Genomic DNA, 18804 nt, shown 5'->3' with positions numbered 1-18804 from the left:
CATCATGAGCTTCAGCGACCTCATAGGTTACGACCGAAAGGGTGAAGTTCGAGAGATCGACACCACCCTCTCCAAGGGACGGCTGAGCACGCTCAACGTCTGTGCCAATACACTGGCCTTCAATGGCCCAGCGTGGGTCGGGGTATCGTCGATGCCCCTGCTCTACACGCTGTCTGGAGAACTCGCACCGCTATCGATTCTCGCTGCGTACTTCTTCCCCATGATGGTGATTGCCTTCAGCCTTGTGTACCTGGTCCGCCGGGCACCTGCGGCCGGAGGCGTCTTTGTGTTCAGCAAGCGCTATCTGACACCAGGAGCGGCCACCATTCTTGGCTGGGCGTACGTGATCATGTGCTTCAGCGTGACCGCGATGTGCGCACTGGTCGGGGCGCAATATGCACAAAGCCTGCTTGGCCTTGATGGTTCAGTTCATACCGGGCAGGTCGTGGCCAGCACGATGCTCATCGTATTCATGATGCTGAACTTGAGGGGTGTCGAGGCTACTGCCAAAGTCGCCATCTGCCTGCTGGCCCTCGAACTCGCAGTGCTCCTGGGCCTGGGCTTGGCAGGCATCATCCATCCACAAGTACCCAGCGCAGGTGTCCTGAGCTCCTACCTGCCCTCGTCACTGGACAGCTTCTGGACGGCCATTGGACCAGGCATGTTGTTTGGGATGTGGATGCTCGCGCAGTTCGACTCTTCGATCAATTTCATTGAAGAGGCCAAAACCCCCGTAAGAACCATACAGCGGTCATTCCTGCTGACCTTGACTGCAATGTTGGTGATCTACTCGATCGCGGCGATCGGCTGGAAAATGGCAGTCCCTGCCAGCACGCTCGCCGGCATGTTCGCAGACAGCGCGCAAGCAATCGGCAGCATTGCAAAGCTGTACCTTCCCTCCTGGCTTCTCTGGTTGCCGACCCTGGTCATCATCACGTCAGCATGCAACTGCTTGAACATCTCGCTGAATGCCGGGGTTCGCGCAGGCTATCGCATGAGTCGTGATGGCGAGTTGCCGGCGGCGCTGGAAAAACTGAACACGAGGCGCGTTCCCGTTCGCCTGACCGTGATTGGAACTGTTTGTGGGTTGGCAATGATCTGGGCAAAGCCAGTGAGCGACTTGCAGTGGTACTACGATGTGGTGTCGATCACGATGATGATCTCCTACGGCACGATGATCCTCTGCTTCATTTTCGCGGTCTTCCGCGAACAGCCACTTCATAAAGCCTTCGCAATGTCCGGCTTGCCAGCCTTGGCACTACTGACCCTCGCCTACATCACCTACACCGCAGCTGCCCAACCTGCGGACCCTGCCTATCTCTATCACGTCTGGTACTGCGGCATCGTCATCATCGCCAGCGGTGCGGTGGTACTCACTTACAACCGGCTGCGCCGTAAGGCGCCATCGCAAAGGACTGTTCCCCATGACCATGTGGCCTGATCGAAAACGTTACGCAGTAACTCTGAGCTTTGATCTAGATGGTGAAACCGCCTGGGAATCGTCCAGCCTGGACGGGCGCCGACTGACTTTACTCTCAATGGGCGCCTACGGCCGTAGAGTGGGTGTGCCCCGCATTCTCGAACTGCTTGCAAAGTACGACGTCCGTGCCCAGTTCTACATCCCGGCCTTGATCGCCGAGATGGACCCAAACATCGTCCGCGGAATCGCAGAAGCTGGTCATGGCATTGGCTGTCATGGCTATTTCCACGAACGCGTCGACGAACAAACACCTGAACAGAACCTGCGCATCCTCCGCGACAGTAAAGCAGTGCTAGAGCGGACCATTGGGCGCGAGGTTAACCACTATCGTGCTCCGGTTTGGGAAATCACGCCGGATGTCATCAGCTCACTGGTCGAGCTCGGGTTCAAAACCGACAGCAGCCTGATGGGGGACGACCGCCCCTACCTGGTAGGGGGCGAGCCTGGGCAGCTTCTAGAGTTGCCGGTCAGTTGGGTGCTGGATGACTGGGAGCAGTTCGCTTACTCCGCCGAACCCGCCGTAGGAGGTGTGATCGAGGCGCCTGACAAGGTCCTGAGCCTGTGGACCTCCGAGTTGGACGGCATGCGCGCGTATGGTGGCCACTTCATTCTCACCATGCATCCGCAACTGATTGGCAGGCCCTCACGGCTCCTGATGTTGGAGCGCTTGATTCAACGCATTCAACAGAACGACGACGCCTGGTGGTGCACGCCTGACGACGTGTACGAACAGGTGCGCAAGGGCGCGCTGGATCTACCCGCTCATCCCTACTGAGAGGTTTCCCCATGAATGTTCTCGTGACAGGGTCCAATGGCTTCCTTGGACAAGAAGTCGTGTGTCAGCTTCTAAAGCAAGGTCACCGCGTGACTGGCTACGATCGCAGTCTGACTTGTGCAATTGAAGCTGCTGACTACCAATATCGCCAAGGCGATCTGATCGATCTGGCCAGCCTGCTGGAAACCTCTCAGTCCCAGAAGTTTGATGCTGTCATCCATACGGCAGCAATCTCCCACCCTGTTGATTCGCGGCGCATCCCACTGCAGACCGTGTTGACCAACGCGGTGGGCACTACTCACGTGCTGGAAGCGGCACGCCTGAGCGGAACACATCGAGTGGTGAACCTCAGCTCCGAGTGTGCCTACGGCAATAACCAAGCACTCGGCGTGATCGACGAGTCGGTGCCGCTGCAACCGACCACCCCCTACGGCTGCACCAAGGTGTTCACCGAAAAGCTTGGCCAGGTCTACACCGACCTCTACCAGGTCAGCGTTGTTTCACTGCGCCCGGGTTGGATTTACGGGCCTGGCCAATTCATGCAGTGCTATCTCAAGGACTTGCTGCGAGCAGCCATCGACGGAAAGCCACTCTATGAAGCCGCTGGTGGCGATTACCACCTGCAATACGTGCACGTTTCGGACGTCGCAGCGGCCTGCCTACTGGCAGCAACCGTCGAGGATGGGCAATTAACTCAGCGAGTGTTCAACGTCACCGCCGGCGAACAAGAGAGCTACTCCTCGGTTGCCGAGCGGGTTCGCTCTCTGTATCCGGCCGCAGACATTGCCATCGGCCCAGGCTCGATTGACGTCCTCGATGAAAACGCACGGTTCGACATCACCGCAGCACGTGAGCAGCTCGGTTACCACCCTGAGTATCTGTTAAGCGACGGCTTGGTGACCTACGCACGCTGGCTCGAAAACCATCCCTACTGATCTGGACCCGCCCCATGAAAACTTATCTTGTGACAGGCGCCGCCAATGGCATCGGCCGCGCTATCGCCCTCGCCTTGGCTGAAACTGGCGACACGGCAGTGTTGAATGACATGAGCTTCAGCCACGAGCTTGAATCGTTGGTCCAGGAACTGGAATCCAAAGGCGTCATAGTTCGTATTGCGCTGGGTGACGTTTCATCGCCGGAGACGGTGAAGCATGCTTTCAGCGGATTGGAGCGGCTGGACGTGCTGGTAAACAATGCCGGCATCCTGAACGAAGCGCCAATCACCCGGATGGCGTTCGAGCAATGGGATCTGATGATACGCGTGCACCTTTACGGCACCTTCTTGTTCGCGCAGGAAGCAGCTCGGCTCATGACCCGACAAGGCAGTGGCTCCATCATCAATATTGCCTCTGACCTCGGTCAGCTGGGCTGCGCCAATCTGTGTCACTACTCCGCAGCAAAAGGTGGGATCATCGCACTCACCAAATCGCTAGCCAGAGAACTCGCGTCTCATGCCGTGAGGGTAAATGCGGTGGCACCAGGTGGCACACTTACGCCAATGGTCGAGCGACTTGGGCCGGCTTACGTGAAAGAAGAAGCTGCACGGTATCCACTCCAGCGCCTCGGGACAGCAGACGAGATCGCTCATACTGTGGTGTTCCTTTCCTCCGAGAAAGCCAGTTTCACGACAGGTCAGGTACTGGGCGTGAACGGTGGCGGAGTGATGAACGGGTAAAGTCAGCCCTTCAGCCCTGCTATTTCGGTAGCAGGGTGTCAGAAAGCCCACACGACTAGAGGTGGTCATGCTTGGAAACTTAAATGACGTGGATCTGCGGATGCTCCGCACGTTCTGCACGATTGTTGAGGCTGGGGGGTTCACCGCAGCCCAGACGCGTTTGAACATGAGTCTACCGCGGCTGAGTGTCGTGATCCGCGACCTAGAAATTCGTGTGGGCTATTCGTTGTGCAAGCGAGGCAAGTCCGGCTTTCAGCTCACAGAAGAAGGTTTGGCCACCTACAGCGCTGCCCAGGAACTCTTTGCCGACATCGAACGCTTTCGACAAAGAACAGTGGAAGTGAACGGCCGAAGCCAGGAACACCTTCAGCTGGGTACTGTAGACAGCTTGGCTACGATGCCGGAGAGCCCCCTGCCGAATGCAATTGCTCGCTTTCGCAAAAACCTTCCAAGGATTCGACTGCAGCTGCATGTGATGCGTCCCGATGAACTGGAGCAAGCAGTCCTGGAAGAACGCCTGCATCTGGCGATCGGAGCCTTTCACCATCGGCTCTCGGGCCTGGATTACAGACCACTGTTCAACGAGGAGCAGAACCTCTACTGCAGCAGTGATCATCCGTTCTTTGATCGAGCAGATGAAACACTAACCATCGAAGAAATCAGTGCTTCCGACTACGTGGATCGCGGCTACGTTGCAGAAAATCGCCGGCCTTACGAACTGCGCTTCAACAACATGATCAGCGCCTTCTCGATGGAGGCCATCGCCCTGCTGGTTTTCTCGGGGACTTACATCGGCTACCTCCCCTCCCACTATGCGAAAACCTGGGTAGAACAAAGACGACTGCGAGCCATTCTTCCAGATCGACTTGCCTACACATCAGCTTTTCACTGCATTACTCGGCAAGGAATGGAATTGCAGGCAGGCTTGGCCAGCTTCATCAGCATACTCACCAGCGGCAATCAGCCGCCTGCAAGTAAACATCAGATGCTGTTGAGCACCTGACTGATCATTGGAGGGTGCGATAAACGCTGCCCCCCGATGAACCTGCGAAGTGCTCTCAGATCAGTTGCGGTAATCGGGCGCTACTCGGTCCAGCATGCGCAGCAACGCCTTCCAGGCCAGGGTAGCCGCATCAGGATCTGACAACTCCCCCTCTTTCAGTTCGCGCTGCGGCTCATTGAACTGTCGCTCTGTATGAGCACAAATTTCATGGCTCGGCAGCAGCAACTGACCGGCCTGCTGGGCCGTGAGCTGTATCTCACAGGCTTTTTCCAGATAGTACATCCTGATGAACGCTTCACCCACTGTGCGTCCTCCCGTCAGTAGGCCGTGGTTGCGCAAGATCATCACGTTCTTGTCTTCCAAATCCGCAACCAGGCGTTGTTGTTCATCGAGATCCAGGGCAACCCCTTCATAGTGGTGGTAGGCAATCTTGCCGTAGAACTCCATGGAGATCTGATTCACGGGCAGTAAACCGCACTCCAATGCTGCAACTGCACAGCCGGCGCGCGTATGGGTATGCAGTACGCATTGAAGATCGTCACGCGCACGGTGAATAGCACTGTGGATCACAAAACCGGCCGGGTTGACAGCGTAAGGCGTAACGCCAACGGGCGCCCCATCCAGGTCGATTTTGACCAAATTGGAGGCGGTGATTTCATCGAACATCAGCCCGTATGGATTGATCAGGAAATGATGCTCCGGCCCCGGGATACGTACCGAAATATGGGTGAAGATCAAATCGGTCATGCGGAAATGCGCGATTAGCCGGTAGCAGGCAGCTAGTTCCTCGCGCAGCACTTGTTCGGTTGAGGTCATGCATTTCGCTCCAATACTGATGTGAGGCTCTGGCTTAGTAGCTCAGCACCTTCTCCAGCCATCAGCGACGCTGGTGAATTACGCCGTCTGAAAGCAAGTCCACCTCTTCTTGAAGTGGCCGAGCAGGCACTGATCGTTAGGTTCAGTATGAGTGAATGAAAACTAGCAACAATCGAATTTTTTTCGCCGGTGATGTAGTGTTAGTTTCACCAATTGACCATTTGCATCAGGTGCGGAGCTTTATGCTATTCCCATCAATGACGGCGCTTCGTGCACTGGATGCGGTGGCACGCCTCGGAAGCATCTCAGGTGCAGCTGACGAGCTCAGCCTCACGCGAAGTGCGGTCAGCCACCGCATCAGCACGCTTGAGGAACAGCTGGGGTTCGCGCTGACTGAACGAATTGGCCGAGGCATCCGGCTTACGTTTCGAGGGGAGCAGTTCGCCCGGGAAGTGCAACACATCCTTCAGCGCGTTCAGCTGGCTGCAGCTGGTCAGCATGAACAACAGATTGCGGGGCGCCTGTGCGTCAGCTGTAATACAGGTTTTGCCAGCGCCTGGTTGTGCCAGCACATCAATGAATTCATGACGCTATACCCCCAGGTTCAATTCCATCTGATATCCCCACGAACCCCGGCCGATACCACCTCGAACGAAGCGGATGTCTTCATTTCCTATGGCACGGGTGATTGGCCGAATATGCAGGTAATGCCACTGATGGACCTGCATTACTTTCCGGTGCTGAGCCCTCAACTGCTCTATGCCAACGGCGGTCTCCGGCATATCGATGACCTACTGAAGTACACGCTGCTGCACATGAACGACTACACGGACTGGCGGGTATGGCTGGGGGCAGCGGGCCGTAACCAGGTTAATTCCTCCTCCGGTGTTTTGTTCTCCGACGCTCCATGTGCTCTAGCCGCCTGCTTAGCAGGACAAGGCGTCGCGATGGGCGATAACCTGCTCAGCAGCGACGCACTGAGGCGTGGGCTCTTGGTGAGCCCGTTCGAAATCAGTACGCGCTCAAACCGGGCGTACTTTTTGGTCTGCCATCCAGCTAAGGCGGAGCACCCTATCGTCAAGGCGTTCAGCGACTGGCTCATCGAAACACTCGCTCACACGACCTAGATTCGCGCAGGTCACATAAATTCGAGATAGTCGCTCGCGCTGATCACTCAAGCCGATACTCGGCCGTCCCATCTTCAGACCATCTCGCCATGGAGGTACACTGAAGTCCGGTGTGCTCCACCCCGATAGCTCTCAGAAATCGCCATTCTCGATTGCGTATCCTACTGAGGGTATCAGAGGGTATTTTTGGGGGTACATTTTTGCTTCAGAAAACCAGAAATACCGCCCTAGAGCCCTGTCCAAATGTTCTTTGGGGACCCTGACAGTCTTTAGGTGTCGTCGGATAGGCTGTTTTTCTGATTACTTCTGCCTTTCCACAGACCATGGAGCTCCATTCACTTCCAGTAGATTGTTACATTGGGGGCATATCTGAGGACATGCTTTGGATGGGCTGAAAAGGATGCCCCTAGCTTTGGGCCAAGTGGGCTATTGATGAGGATGAATGCACTGAGGGAGATATGGACCCTCGCCCCTACCCATATCAATGACCGAGCCCTAGAGAACCCACCACCCACCACCCACCACGCTGGGCAAATGCGTGCAAATGTAAAAAATTATGATGGCATAATGCCTTGGCAACCGGCAAAATCCACACGTTCCTAACGGATTTTAAGGACCGGTTCCGATGACATGGCCAGTCACGCTGAAACTCGACAGCGCAGCCTACCCGCTCAGCGTGGTGCAACGCGCCGCTTATTCCCTGGCCGACACTGTCACGATTCAGGTCGGCATTGAAGCCAATCACATAAGCCTCACGGGCCACCCCGCTGAAGTCAGGCTAACGCTTTCCCCGGAGCAGGCTCATTCGTTAATCCTCCAGCATCTGAACGACTTCGCCCTACGCGACCATATCAGCCGCGAAACAGCAGGGTTGCGCGAAGTTCTGGCCCGAGCAGCGCTCGTTGGATGTGGGATTTCGCAGTGACACTGATTGCGACAGACGCCAAACACTACCGCTTGCTGCCTTTTCGATTCATGCGCATGAACACGGGACATGACCGTGACATCCTGCTCACCTCCGATACCGGTGAGTACATGCACGTGAACGACGCGCAATTACGAGCCCTCAGTTACTTTGACGTTCAAGCAAGTACGCCTTTTTACAAGGACCTACTGGCTCGCCACTTCATCTACGAACCGGGCCGCCATGACCCATTCCCGGAAATGGCTGCGCAGTATCGTAGCCGCAAGGACTTCCTTTTCCAGGGGCCTGCACTGCACTTATTCGTGGTTACATTGCGCTGCAACCACACCTGCCAGTACTGCCAAGTGTCGCGGGCCCCTCTGGGAGGATCCGGCCACGACTTATCGGAAGCGGATGCAAAAGCGGCGGTCGATCGCCTGTTCGAATCGAACGCTCGCGCTCTGACTGTGGAATTTCAGGGTGGCGAGCCGCTTCTGGCCTTCGAACGCGTCCGCCAGATTGTCGAATGGGTCGTTGAACGAAACGTGGTCGAACAACGGGATATCCAGTTCGTCATCACCACTACGCTGCACCACCTGACGGAAGAAATACTCGACTTCGCAGAACAATATCGCATCCAGTTTTCGACCTCGCTCGATGGGCCGGCGCCCTTGCACAATGCCAACCGCCCTACCCCGTCACGAGACTCCTACGAACGCACTGTAAAAGGCATCCAGTGGGTCCGTGAGCGCCTTGGCCATGATGCGGTTTCCGCACTGACCACGCTGACTTCAAGGAGCCTCGAACAACCTGAAGCGATCATCGATGAGTATGTAAGCCAGGGTTTCTCCAGCATCTCGCTTCGACCTTTAAGCCCTTATGGGTTTGCCACCAAGAGTGCCCATCGACTTGATTACCCTATTGAGCGATACCTGGCCTTCTACAAGAAAGCACTGGCCTATTTGCTGCACATCAACCAGCAGGGCGTGTACCTCTCAGAGAGTTACACAAGCCTGCTGCTGAAAAATATCCTGACACCCTTTTCCTCCGGGTATGTAGACCTGCGATCCCCTGCTGGCGCTGGCACTGCAGCACTGGTTTACAACTATGACGGCTACGTCTATCCCTCGGACGAAGCCCGGATGCTGCTGGAAATGGGTGAAGACGGCTTGCGGCTCGGCACCGTGCAGCAACCCTTGTCGGAATTACTCGCATCGCCAGTTATGAATGCGTTGCTCGCCAGTGGTGTAGCAGAGACGCTGCCGGGCTGCTCCGATTGCGCACTTGTCCCGTACTGTGGCGCTGACCCTATCGAGCACTATGCCCGCCAAGCTGATCCGATCGGACACCGAGTGTTCAGCAGCTTCTGCAGGAAGAACATGGGGCTTCTGAAGCATCTCTTCGGTCTGCTTTACGATGGCGACGATAACGTGCAGAGGGTGCTGCTGTCTTGGTTGAACAGGCGCTCTTACAGCGATGTCCGGTTCCCAGGTTACAGGGGCTGATGGCGATGCTGCGCAAAGATACCCACTTCGAAATCCATCACCTGAATGGGCCGAAACTGCTCAAGGTCATCACGCTGGATGAGTTCATCGAACAAGGCCTGGCTGTTTGTGCCGGAAGCGCTGAGTTAGGTGACCTGCTACTTTGGCTGCCAAACGAAGAACGGCTACGGAGCCCGCATCTGCTCTCATTGCCAGTGGGTGGATTCCTGATCCCGGAGCCATTGATCGGCGACTTCGACAGCACGCGACCCTATCTTCACACACCCAAAGATGCGGATGTCGTGCAGCCCGGCGATGTCATTGCCATCACTCCAGGCAACACGTTGGTGCGAGTACTCTATCGACGAGGCTCAGACAGCAACCTGCTGTTCATGACCGATCGTTGCAACAGCCTCTGCCTGATGTGCTCGCAGCCGCCCAAAGATATCGATGACCGTTGGCACATCGAGGAGAACCTACGGCTGATCGACCTGATGGACCCGGGCGAGGAGAATCTGGGAATCAGCGGCGGAGAACCAACGCTTTATCGCGACGGCCTGCTGGAAATCCTGGCCAAGTGCAAAGCCGTTATGCCGCAGAAATCCATTCATGTACTCAGCAACGGGCGCCTGTTCCAAGACCCGAGCTGGATCGCAGCGCTCTCTGCCATCGGCCACCCTCAGTTGAGCTGGGGCATCCCGCTGTACGCCGACAATGCCGAAGACCATGACCATGTGGTACAGGCTCCAGGCGCGTTTAGCGAAACCCTGCAAGGTCTTTACAACCTGGCGCGGGCCAACCAAATCATCGAAATACGCGTGGTGCTCAATCGCCTGACTACGCCACGCTTGCCCGAGCTCGCCTACTACGTATTCAGAAACCTGCCCTTCGTGCGGCATGTTGCGCTGATGGGTATCGAAAGTACCGGCCTGGCCAGGAAGAACTATGAAGCATTGTGGATTGACCCGCTGGACTATCAGGAGTCGTTGAGCCAAGCCGTGTATTTCCTGTTCAACCGCGGGGTGCCGGTTTCGATCTACAACTTGCCCCTGTGCCTGATCCCGGCCCGCCTCTCACGTTTCGCCCGCCAGAGCATCTCGGACTGGAAAAACCTGTTCATCGATACCTGCCAACAATGCGCCGCCGTCAAACATTGCTCTGGCTTTTTCAAATCCCACACCGACCGCTGGCAGAGCCGCGGCGTACAACCACTATCGACCGAAGCCTTTAGTGCCTATGCAAGGAGTGCACAGTGAAATTGCTCGACCGCTGGAAAGTCCTAATCAGTGGGATCAGCCTGCTGCCAATGGCAAGTACCACCCTGGCACAGGTGGGCCCTATGCCGCTCGCCGATGCAAAATGGCAACCCAACGACAAGCTACAGCCCCCGGTATTTGCCGATACGCTCAATGCGCCAAACACCGTCAACATCTATGCGGCGCATCGCTCGCACAGTTCACACCGGTCCCACAGTTCGCATAGTTCTCACTACAGCGGCTCGGGTGGCTATAGCGCACCTCGCTACTACAGTCCACCCGCGACCAGTACCCGAAACTACAGCCCATCGAGTACACCGAGCAGCACACCGAGCAGCACACCGAGCAGCAACAGCCTTTATCAGTCGTCTGGCACTACCCGCGGGACAAGCACGAACACTTCAACGAGCCGCGCGACCAATGAGCAGAAGAGTAACCTGGTCACCCGTGTGCAAACCGCGCTGATGGTACGTCAGTATTACCAAGGCGCCATTGATGGGGTGATGGGCAAAGCGACCCGTGGTGCGTTGATGGCCTTCCAGATGGACAGTGGGCTGACAGTCAATGGCCGGATGGATACGCCATCGCTGAATGCGATGGGGATCAAAATCCCTTGAGTCGTTTGGGGTTGAAGCAGGCGTACGTTTAACAACGAACGAATTATCCCGTGCTCGCAGGCAGCAAACCAGATCCCTACGCGGTATTCGAGAAGATGCAGGGCCGCGGCAACCCTCCTGATGACTGGGATGCGCTGACTGCTGCGACGCATAGCGACTGGGACGAGCCCAAAGCATAAATTGCGTAAGTGGGTGAGGGATTGCACGTTTGAAACCGCTCTCTCCTCGTTGTGTCCATTGGAGTCCATTCGTAGCTGCTGTTGAAAGGGGTACATCCGGGGGTAAAAATCCAATTTCCCGTTCATAACCTTTTGATTTATTCGGTGCGATGCGTCCAACACCAGTGGTCCGGGCTCGCGGACCTTGTCAGCATCGACTCAGGAAGCACGTGATTAAATCGAGGACCCGCCTTACACCGGCAGTTCGGTAGTGAGCTTGATCTTCTCCATTGGAACCTCAGTTTTGACATTCTGAACCACGTCCAGGCTCGTCAAATGAGCAATCTGGAAGCGTCGATAAGCGTCCAGGTCCGCTGCCACTACTCTAAGCATGAGATCGCAATCGCCTGCCATCACGTGGCACTCCACCACTTGCGGTAACTGGCGGACGGCGTTGACGAACTCATCGGTGGTGGCCTGGTCCTGGCGCTTGAGCCAAACCCTGACGAACAACGTCAGCCCCAGCGCCACTTTCGCCGGGTCCACCAGCGCCACGTAGCGCTCAATCACGCCAGATTCCTCCAGCAAACGGACCCTACGCAGGCATGGCGATGGGGAAAGCCCGACCTGCTTGGCAAGCTCCTGATTTTGTAAGCGACCATCTCTCTGCAGAGCGCTCAAGATGCGGCGATCGATAGCATCTAGCTTGATTGGCATTGGATTCTCGCTATAGGAAAATTATGAAACTGGATGCTAAATGCTCATGCCGATCATGCAATTACGCAAGCAAATTCCAGCGACAAATTGAAATAATTTGCCTCCAACGGAGGTGCGTATGAATGCCATTGAACCTGCTCTGAGTGATCCCCCAGCCACAACACCCAACGACGATTTGCGCCGCGGAGCAATAGCTGCCGTACCCGTTCTGCTGGGCTTCATTCCCTTTGCCTTGGTGCTCGGCGCCCAGGCATCGCAACGCAGTCTTGCTGCAGGCGAGGTCGCGCTGATGACCGGTTTGAACTTTGGCGGCGGCTCGGAATTCGCCGCTATCGAGCTTTGGACGTCACCGCCGGCAATCCTGGTAATCGTGGCCATGACCTTGCTGGTCAACAGTCGACATCTGCTGATGGGCGCGACCTTGGCGCCCTATCTACGCTATTTGCCGCTGAGGCAGGCGCTCGGCGCGTTGTTCTTCATGTGCGACGAGAGCTGGGCCATGGGCCTGGCCGATGCGCGCCGACGTGGAGGCTTCAGCCTGCGCTACTACATGGGTGTTTCGTTGTGCCTGTGGGGCACCTGGGTCTGCTTCACTACCCTGGGCGCATTGGTAGGACCACTGTTGGGTGACTTGCATAGCTACGGCTTCGACATGGCCTTCGCGGCGGTCTTCCTGGTACTGCTCAAGGGTATGTGGAAAGGGGTGCAAGCCGCCCTGCCCTGGCTCTTCAGCCTGATTACTGCGGCGCTCTTCTATCTGTTGATCCCTGGTGGCTGGTACGTGTTGGCTGGCACTGTTGCAGGCCTGGTCAGCGCCTACCTGTGGGCCAAACCATGATGGATATCACCCCCCTGGTCACCATCCTCGGGATGGCCGTCGTCACCTACCTGACCCGCATCCTGGGTTTCCTGCTGTTGCGTAAACGGGCCATGGGCCCACAGTTCACCCAGGTGCTCGAGGCCGCGCCCGGCTGCGTGCTGATTGCAGTGATCGCGCCAAAATTTGTAAGTGGGCACCCGGCTGACTTGATTGCCTTGGGCCTGACCGTATTTGCGGCCACCCGTTATTCCTTCTTTCCGGTGGTGGTATTCGCCATAGTTGTCACTGCAGCTCTGCGAACGGCCTTGCCGAGCTGAACGTTCACCTTTCTGAAGAAAATCCCAATGGTTAATCTTTCCAAGCGAGACTTGCTAGCTCTCGGTTTCATGACCTTCGCACTGTTTGTCGGCGCCGGTAACATCATCTTTCCGCCTATGATCGGCCTGAGCGCAGGTGACAGCGCCGGCAACCGCGTAGGTTGCTCGACACCATAGACCGAAGGTTTAGGGGATGACCTTCTGCTCGCGCAAAGAGGCGAAGAACCTCTCGAACATTTCCTCACTGTCGATCAGTGATGCGTTCATTCACGGCAGAGCGCTCAGCGGCTTCAGATTTCTCGATATAGGCTGCGAAGACGATGTGCGTGACACCGCCAAGCGTTCCAAGTTTCTGCTGGACATCATCACGGTCGAGCAAGAGATCAAGAACGGACAATGCAGTCATTTCAACTCCTTCAATCAAACAGGCCAACCCGATGGGCAGCGGACGCTGGCGAACGGCGCATCAGGCGGTTTTGAAGCGAACACAAGTCACCGGAAGCATTACCCATAGCTTCAGGGGGTCCTTCAGATTGATAAAGCCGCCAGGAATACCTTCACAAGGTCCAGATTTTCCCTATCAAGTGCTCGCCGAAGCCCATCGCGCACAAGCCACCGCAGCCCGATGATCGTTACGACCGCCAGGACGCCGAACATTCGTCGGCCTCCTCAACATGCACTCGCACGTTTGTTCGCGGAAGAAGGGCCCTGGCCCTAGAAAAAGTACCTGACCGATGCACCCAGCGTGGTCGACGGCTGCGGAACGATCACCAAGCCACTGTTTGTGCCATAGGCCACCTCAGTGCCATAGCGGTGTGGCTGGAAGGTGCCAAACATGCTGAACTGGTAGTCCTGATAGTCGTAGCTGGCCCGCAGGTCATAGCGGGTGTACGGAGGCATCTCGTGTTTCTGGGTGCCGATGTAGTAAGGAATGCCATCCAAGTGGTAGACATCGGCGTTAAGCGTCAACTGGCCGCCCATAAACCCATCTCGATATTGCACACCCGCTTTGTAGGTATGCTCGGGTACCACCAGCAGCGCCCCGGTACCAGGCGGCGGGTTGTTGATGACTGCGTCGATGATGCGACCATAGCTGATGTACGTGCTGATGGTAGAGGTGGCTTGGTAGTTGAAGCTGGTTTCCGCTCCCCTGCGCGTAGTGTCGCCTACTTGCTCGTAGATACCCGGCGAAGTCTGGACGGTCTCGCTGTCGTTCTCGATGTAATAGAACTCGGTAGTGTTCGACAGCCGTTCGGTAGGGCGCACGGTGAAGCCGATATCGTAGGATTTGACCTTGCTAGGCCGAACGCTGCTGTTGATCTGGCCACCGGTGTCGCTGAGCGGTAACGCGCTGCCGCTGCCGGAACTGATGTACTCGGCCGCAGGCGAACGGAACCCTTCGGCGAAGTTGGTGAACAGCTCAAGTTGGTCGATAGGGGTCCAGACGAGCCCAAGCTTGGGCGTGGTTACCGAGCGGTGGTAGCCCGTGTCGGCATTGCGGAACTTGAGGTTGTCGATATCGTAATCGAAGCGATCGTAACGGATACCCGCCAACAGTTTGAGCGAGTCGACCGGCTTGTACTGGCCCTGAGCGAACACCCCATAGGTGATCAGGTCCATGTCGAAATCGTAGTAGAAATTCTGCGTCGGCTCGAAGTTGCGGTACTGCTGGCGGTAAGCATCGCCGATGTCGCGGCGCACATCGGCGCCCACCATCAGTGCGGCTTTGTCTTCGTAGACGAAGTTGTAGGCCATGCGCCCACCGTAGATGTCACGGTCGTCCTTGCCATAGTTGTGGGTATTGCTGCCATTGGCGATCGCCCTGGTGCGCTTGAAGTTCTCGTAGTAAGCGGTGTAGTACAACCCGGCTTCATCATAGGCGGGGGCGCGATTGAAGACATAAGTATTGCGGTTGGCGTCGCCATAGCCGTACAGGTTGTCTGTGTCGCGGCGGCTGACGGTGCCAGCACGCAATGCTGGGAGGTTCAGGTAGCCGTCGTTCTTGAAGTCCGATTGATAATGACTGAAGCGTGCCGAATACTTGGCATCGTCGATGACCTTGGACAGTTTCCAGAAGTAATTGTCACGGTTGGTTTCTGCAGCCTTGCGATAACCATTGGTCCGGTACAAGTCCGCAACGAACAGTGACTCGAAGCCCTCATGTTCGCCACCCAGCACTAGGTTGGCCCGGCGGCCATCGTAGCTTGCGACGTCCAGGCCAATGCTGGAGGCCACGTCCCCACCATCGAGCGTCTCGATGTTCACGGCACCAGCGCGGTTCTGATCACCATAGAGCGCAGAAACAGGCCCCTTGATCACATCGACCCGCTTGATCATCTGTGGCGTCAGCCACTCGAGAAATACCGGACCGTGCCCTGCCCCACCCTGGCTTGACGGAATGTTCTGGGGAACGCCATCGACGTACACCGCGACGTCGGCGCCATGGGTACCGTTGGTAGCGAAGCCGCGCATGCGGAACCCGTTACCGGTGTCGCCTTGGTCAATGTTGTTGGCCACGACCCCCGGTACACGGCGGTAGATATTGGAGATGTCGCGATCGACATTGAGGGTTTTGATGTCCTCACTGGTGATCGTTGTAACGGCAGCCGGCAAGCTCTCGGAATCGTTACTCACTTTGCTTCGAGACAAGGCCGGTACATCACCTGCGTTGTGGCCCTCCCCCACAACCTGGATCGCACTCAACTCAGTAACGCTGTTTTCCTTCGCTTCTGCCGCCAGGGTCGCGTCCAGAGGGCCAAGGCTCATCGCCAATGCCGCCCCGGTAAACATCCAAGACCTGCTGCCTTCCAAAGATCCACACATTTGTCAGCCTTAAATTTGATGTTATAACCTAACAGAAGCAAAACCTTACAGGATGATCGAGCTCTGTGCCATCACTCATGGCACGAGCGTTCTGGGCGATGGCCTATTCGATGAGCATGGCGCTAGCGTGCCGACCACAGTGAAGCGGCTGGCTGACCACTCGCGCATCGAGCCACTCTCAGCACCGGCGATCGTGACCGTGGCGTTCGACAATTAGGAGTAGGCAATTTGTTGTCGGTAGAGGTGCAGATAGACGGCAAACCTTTCGCCGGCATCGCACTTTTCGACGACTACCGAGGCATGCCGGATGTCAGCAGCATCAAGACAGATGCCAATGGGCGCGCCGAGATCAAAATCCGCAACGCGGGCATGAACGTCATCGCGGCGCAGGCAAAAGTACCTGCGAGGAACTCGGACAGTTCAGAACGTAGTCTCTTCACGTCCCTGGGCTTTGTCGGTCAGGCTCATCAACACCAACGGGCTCGACATTGGGCTTGACCGCACCCAATGCTCATCAGTTGTGCTGCTGAGCGCCATTGACGAACCGCGCTCGTTGAATATCCACCGAGCGCAGTTCGTTGTGCGATGGCGAAAATCCACTATTTCTTCTTCACCCCACCCTGCCGGGCTTTGAATCGAGGGTTCGATTTGCAAATGACATACAGCCTGCCGCGGCGTTTCACCACCTGACAGTCACGATGGCGATGTTTGGCTTGCTTGAGCGATGAAAGGACCTGCATAGCACTTCTCCTGTTATGTAATAACATTATCGTAATGAAAATCATTCTCGACCACAAGTCTTCATTGCCATGCCCTGCCGCCCACCTCAGCCAGTGCCACAGCGCTGGCCCTCAGCTTTAGCCGCCTCAAGCCGATGGGCTCGCCGGTTTACCTGCACCACCCATACTCCCCCCGGGAAATGCGCTCCAGGGCTTCATCGATTTTGTCGAGCAACTTCTTCTCCCACTCCAGCAGCCGCAACTGCCACTGGCGCTGTCAAGGCTCTCTATCCATTGTCGAGGACATCATGTTCGTTGGGCGGCAAACGCCAGCGGCAACCCTTGGCAATTTTCATTGACCTGGTTTCCATGCCACGCAAGCTGACCGGACACGATCGTGGTGGTTACACGATGACGCAAGCGATGATGCTGGAACGGCGTCCATTGGCAATGCGCAAGAATCGGGTCGAGGCTCACGGGCCGCGGCTCGTCGAGACGCTCTATCAAAGCAAGGTCTGCCCAATACCCTTCACGCAAGTAGCCGCGCTCGGGAATGGCGAACAGATCGGCAACGGCATGGCTTGACTTGCGTACCAGTTGGGTAATGGGCAACACACCTTGTTCGACGAGCTCGAACAGGGCCGGCAGCGCATGCTGCACCAATGGCAGGCCGGAAGGCGCCGACGCATAGGGGCGCTGCTTGTCCTGAAGCGTGTGCGGCGCATGGTCCGTACCGATCACATCGATACGGTCACATAACAGCGCTTGCCTCAATGCATCGCGATCCTCACGCGTTTTGATCGCGGGGTTGCATTTGATGAGGTTGCCAAGGCTTGCATAATCGCTGTCGTCGAAAAGCAGGTGATGGGCACAGACTTCGGCCGTGATCCGCTTCCCTGACAATGGCCCAGGCTCGAACAGCGCCAGCTCTTTTGCCGTGGTCAGATGTAGCACGTGCAAGCGTGTACCAAACTGCTTGGCCAGCGCCACGGCCAAGCTGGAGGAACGCCAGCAAGCTTGCGCATCCCTTATCAAGGGATGCATGGCCGGCGGGATGAAGTCGCCGAAACGCTCACGATAAAGGGCTTCGTTCGTCAGGATCGAGGGTGTGTGCTCGCAGTGGGCGAGCAGGATGGTCGGCACGCAATCGAAGAGACGTTCGAGCACCCTGGGGTCGTCGACCAGCATGTCGCCGGTGGACGCCCCCATGAATACCTTGACGCCAGCCACCTGCCGGGGGTCGAGGGCCGCAACGACATCCAGGTTGTCCTTGCTGACCCCGAAATGGAACCCATAGTTAGCGACGGAGGACGCTGCTGCGCGCGCCTTCTTGTCGTCGAGGGCTGCCACTGACAACGTTGCCGGGTTGGTGTTTGGCATGTCCATGAAACTGGTGATGCCCCCTGCCACGGCGGCTCGGGACTCACTTGCGATGGTGCCTTTGTGCGGGGCGCCGGGCTCGCGAAAATGTACTTGGTCGTCGATCATGCCAGGCACCAGCCAGCGTCCTTGCGCATCGATTTCTACTGATGCGTTCACACCCTCAATGCTTCTTGCGATCTTCTCGATGCGACCATAGGCAACGAGCACATCGGCATCGAATACCCTGCCCTCGTTGACCAGGCGCGCGTTTCTGATGAGGATTCGGCTCATGCGCTCACCTTCCGCGGATCGCCATCGACCACCACTTCATCGCCGTCAATGACGTTGTAGAAGCAGCTGCGCCGGCCGGTGTGGCACGCACTGCCGACCTGGTCGACGAGCAACAGCAATGCATCGCCATCGCAGTCCAGCCGTACTTCCTTGACGTGTTGCACATTCCCGGAAGTCTCACCTTTACGCCACAGGCCGTTACGCGAGCGGGACCAGTAACACGCACGCTGCGTCTGCAGTGTCTCGATGAGTGCCGCCTCATTCATCCACGCCAGCATCAGCACTTCGCCACTGTCATGCTGCAGGGCAATCGCAGCCACCAACCCCTGGGGACTCCAGGGGATCTGGCTGAGCACATCGCTTAGGGCGAAGCGCGAGCCCGCGCTTGCCTGCTCTAATTTGAGGAACATCGTCTGGGCCTTGAATTACTTGACGTGTTATAACATAACATAAATCAAGC

At 56.8% G+C, this 18804-nt stretch carries 19 protein-coding genes and 3 pseudogenes; 15 read left to right on the top strand and 7 right to left on the bottom strand.

Annotated features, from left to right (window positions below):
* The first annotated feature begins 4 nt into the window (after window positions 1-4).
* From F3J44_RS14125 to F3J44_RS14105, 5 genes are all read left to right on the top strand, one after another.
* Window positions 5-1441, top strand: a complete 1437-nt coding sequence (locus tag F3J44_RS14125; protein ID WP_167273341.1) for an APC family permease — start codon at window positions 5-7, stop codon at window positions 1439-1441.
* A complete protein-coding gene (locus tag F3J44_RS14120) occupies window positions 1425-2255 on the top strand; it encodes a polysaccharide deacetylase (RefSeq protein ID WP_167273338.1) in 831 nt (276 codons plus the stop codon). Before F3J44_RS14125 ends, F3J44_RS14120 begins: the two co-directional genes overlap by 17 nt.
* Before the next feature lie 11 nt (window positions 2256-2266).
* Window positions 2267-3190 (top strand): NAD(P)-dependent oxidoreductase, encoded by a 924-nt coding sequence (locus F3J44_RS14115; RefSeq protein WP_167273334.1) that lies wholly within the window; start codon window positions 2267-2269, stop codon window positions 3188-3190.
* A 14-nt stretch (window positions 3191-3204) separates the two neighbouring features.
* Entirely contained in the window at window positions 3205-3930 is a 726-nt protein-coding gene (locus tag F3J44_RS14110; protein WP_167273332.1) for an SDR family NAD(P)-dependent oxidoreductase, read from the top strand.
* A gap of 67 nt (window positions 3931-3997) precedes the next feature.
* Window positions 3998-4933, top strand: a complete 936-nt coding sequence (locus F3J44_RS14105) for a LysR family transcriptional regulator (protein WP_167273329.1) — start codon at window positions 3998-4000, stop codon at window positions 4931-4933.
* 60 nt (window positions 4934-4993) lie between these two features.
* Here F3J44_RS14105 and F3J44_RS14100 read toward each other — a convergent pair whose 3' ends face one another.
* Window positions 4994-5749 (bottom strand): class II aldolase/adducin family protein, encoded by a 756-nt coding sequence (locus F3J44_RS14100; protein ID WP_167273325.1) that lies wholly within the window; start codon window positions 5747-5749, stop codon window positions 4994-4996.
* A gap of 155 nt (window positions 5750-5904) precedes the next feature.
* Here F3J44_RS14100 and F3J44_RS14095 point away from each other — a divergent pair, with 155 nt between their 5' ends.
* The 6 genes and pseudogenes from F3J44_RS14095 to F3J44_RS14070 form a co-directional block, all read left to right on the top strand.
* Window positions 5905-6876 (top strand): LysR substrate-binding domain-containing protein, encoded by a 972-nt coding sequence (locus F3J44_RS14095; protein WP_205299883.1) that lies wholly within the window; start codon window positions 5905-5907, stop codon window positions 6874-6876.
* A gap of 625 nt (window positions 6877-7501) precedes the next feature.
* Entirely contained in the window at window positions 7502-7801 is a 300-nt protein-coding gene (hxsD, locus tag F3J44_RS14090; RefSeq protein WP_167273322.1) for a His-Xaa-Ser system protein HxsD, read from the top strand.
* Window positions 7798-9285, top strand: a complete 1488-nt coding sequence (gene hxsB, locus F3J44_RS14085; protein ID WP_167273319.1) for a His-Xaa-Ser system radical SAM maturase HxsB — start codon at window positions 7798-7800, stop codon at window positions 9283-9285. Before hxsD ends, hxsB begins: the two co-directional genes overlap by 4 nt.
* On the top strand, window positions 9285-10520 hold the full coding sequence (gene hxsC / locus F3J44_RS14080) for a His-Xaa-Ser system radical SAM maturase HxsC (RefSeq protein WP_167273315.1): 1236 nt from the start codon (window positions 9285-9287) through the stop codon (window positions 10518-10520). Before hxsB ends, hxsC begins: the two co-directional genes overlap by 1 nt.
* The gene (gene hxsA, locus F3J44_RS14075; protein WP_167273312.1) at window positions 10517-11137 is read left to right on the top strand and encodes a His-Xaa-Ser repeat protein HxsA; all 621 of its coding nucleotides are present in this window, start codon (window positions 10517-10519) and stop codon (window positions 11135-11137) included. Before hxsC ends, hxsA begins: the two co-directional genes overlap by 4 nt.
* 56 nt (window positions 11138-11193) lie before the next feature.
* Window positions 11194-11316: pseudogene (locus tag F3J44_RS14070) on the top strand (type II toxin-antitoxin system YhaV family toxin); the annotation flags it as partial.
* A gap of 231 nt (window positions 11317-11547) precedes the next feature.
* Here F3J44_RS14070 and F3J44_RS14065 read toward each other — a convergent pair.
* Window positions 11548-12012, bottom strand: coding sequence for an Lrp/AsnC family transcriptional regulator (locus F3J44_RS14065; RefSeq protein WP_205299882.1), 465 nt, complete (start codon window positions 12010-12012; stop codon window positions 11548-11550).
* Window positions 12013-12130: 118 nt separating this feature from the next.
* Between F3J44_RS14065 and F3J44_RS14060 the strand changes: the two genes are divergently transcribed.
* From F3J44_RS14060 to F3J44_RS14050, 3 genes and pseudogenes are all read left to right on the top strand, one after another.
* On the top strand, window positions 12131-12850 hold the full coding sequence (locus F3J44_RS14060; protein ID WP_167273310.1) for an AzlC family ABC transporter permease: 720 nt from the start codon (window positions 12131-12133) through the stop codon (window positions 12848-12850).
* Entirely contained in the window at window positions 12847-13149 is a 303-nt protein-coding gene (locus F3J44_RS14055) for an AzlD family protein (protein ID WP_167273307.1), read from the top strand. Before F3J44_RS14060 ends, F3J44_RS14055 begins: the two co-directional genes overlap by 4 nt.
* Before the next feature lie 27 nt (window positions 13150-13176).
* Window positions 13177-13290 (top strand): annotated as a pseudogene (locus F3J44_RS14050) (branched-chain amino acid transport system II carrier protein); the annotation flags it as partial.
* A 100-nt stretch (window positions 13291-13390) separates the two neighbouring features.
* Here F3J44_RS14050 and F3J44_RS14045 read toward each other — a convergent pair.
* A complete protein-coding gene (locus tag F3J44_RS14045) occupies window positions 13391-13555 on the bottom strand; it encodes a hypothetical protein (RefSeq protein ID WP_167273305.1) in 165 nt (54 codons plus the stop codon).
* Window positions 13556-13863: 308 nt separating this feature from the next.
* Complete coding sequence (locus F3J44_RS14040; RefSeq protein ID WP_167273302.1) at window positions 13864-15783, bottom strand: TonB-dependent receptor; 1920 nt, start codon at window positions 15781-15783, stop codon at window positions 13864-13866.
* 414 nt (window positions 15784-16197) lie between these two features.
* Here F3J44_RS14040 and F3J44_RS14035 point away from each other — a divergent pair.
* Window positions 16198-16470 (top strand): annotated as a pseudogene (locus F3J44_RS14035) (hypothetical protein); the annotation flags it as partial.
* 101 nt (window positions 16471-16571) lie between these two features.
* Here the strand turns inward: F3J44_RS14035 and ykgO are convergent.
* The 3 genes from ykgO to hisI all read right to left on the bottom strand — a co-directional run bounded on the left by ykgO (window position 16572) and on the right by hisI (window position 18754).
* Entirely contained in the window at window positions 16572-16712 is a 141-nt protein-coding gene (gene ykgO, locus F3J44_RS14030) for a type B 50S ribosomal protein L36 (RefSeq protein WP_167057379.1), read from the bottom strand.
* A gap of 285 nt (window positions 16713-16997) precedes the next feature.
* Window positions 16998-18344, bottom strand: a complete 1347-nt coding sequence (locus tag F3J44_RS14020) for a dihydroorotase (protein WP_167273297.1) — start codon at window positions 18342-18344, stop codon at window positions 16998-17000.
* Window positions 18341-18754: a phosphoribosyl-AMP cyclohydrolase gene (hisI, locus tag F3J44_RS14015; RefSeq protein WP_167273294.1), complete on the bottom strand. Its 414-nt coding sequence runs from the start codon at window positions 18752-18754 to the stop codon at window positions 18341-18343. Before hisI ends, F3J44_RS14020 begins: the two co-directional genes overlap by 4 nt.
* Window positions 18755-18804: the final 50 nt, after the last annotated feature.

The sequence above is a fragment of the Pantoea sp. Tr-811 genome (assembly GCF_011752535.1).
GTDB lineage: Bacteria > Pseudomonadota > Gammaproteobacteria > Pseudomonadales > Pseudomonadaceae > Aquipseudomonas.
The sequence above is the reverse complement of the archived record's forward strand: the minus strand, read 5'-3'. Positions and strand labels throughout refer to the sequence as shown.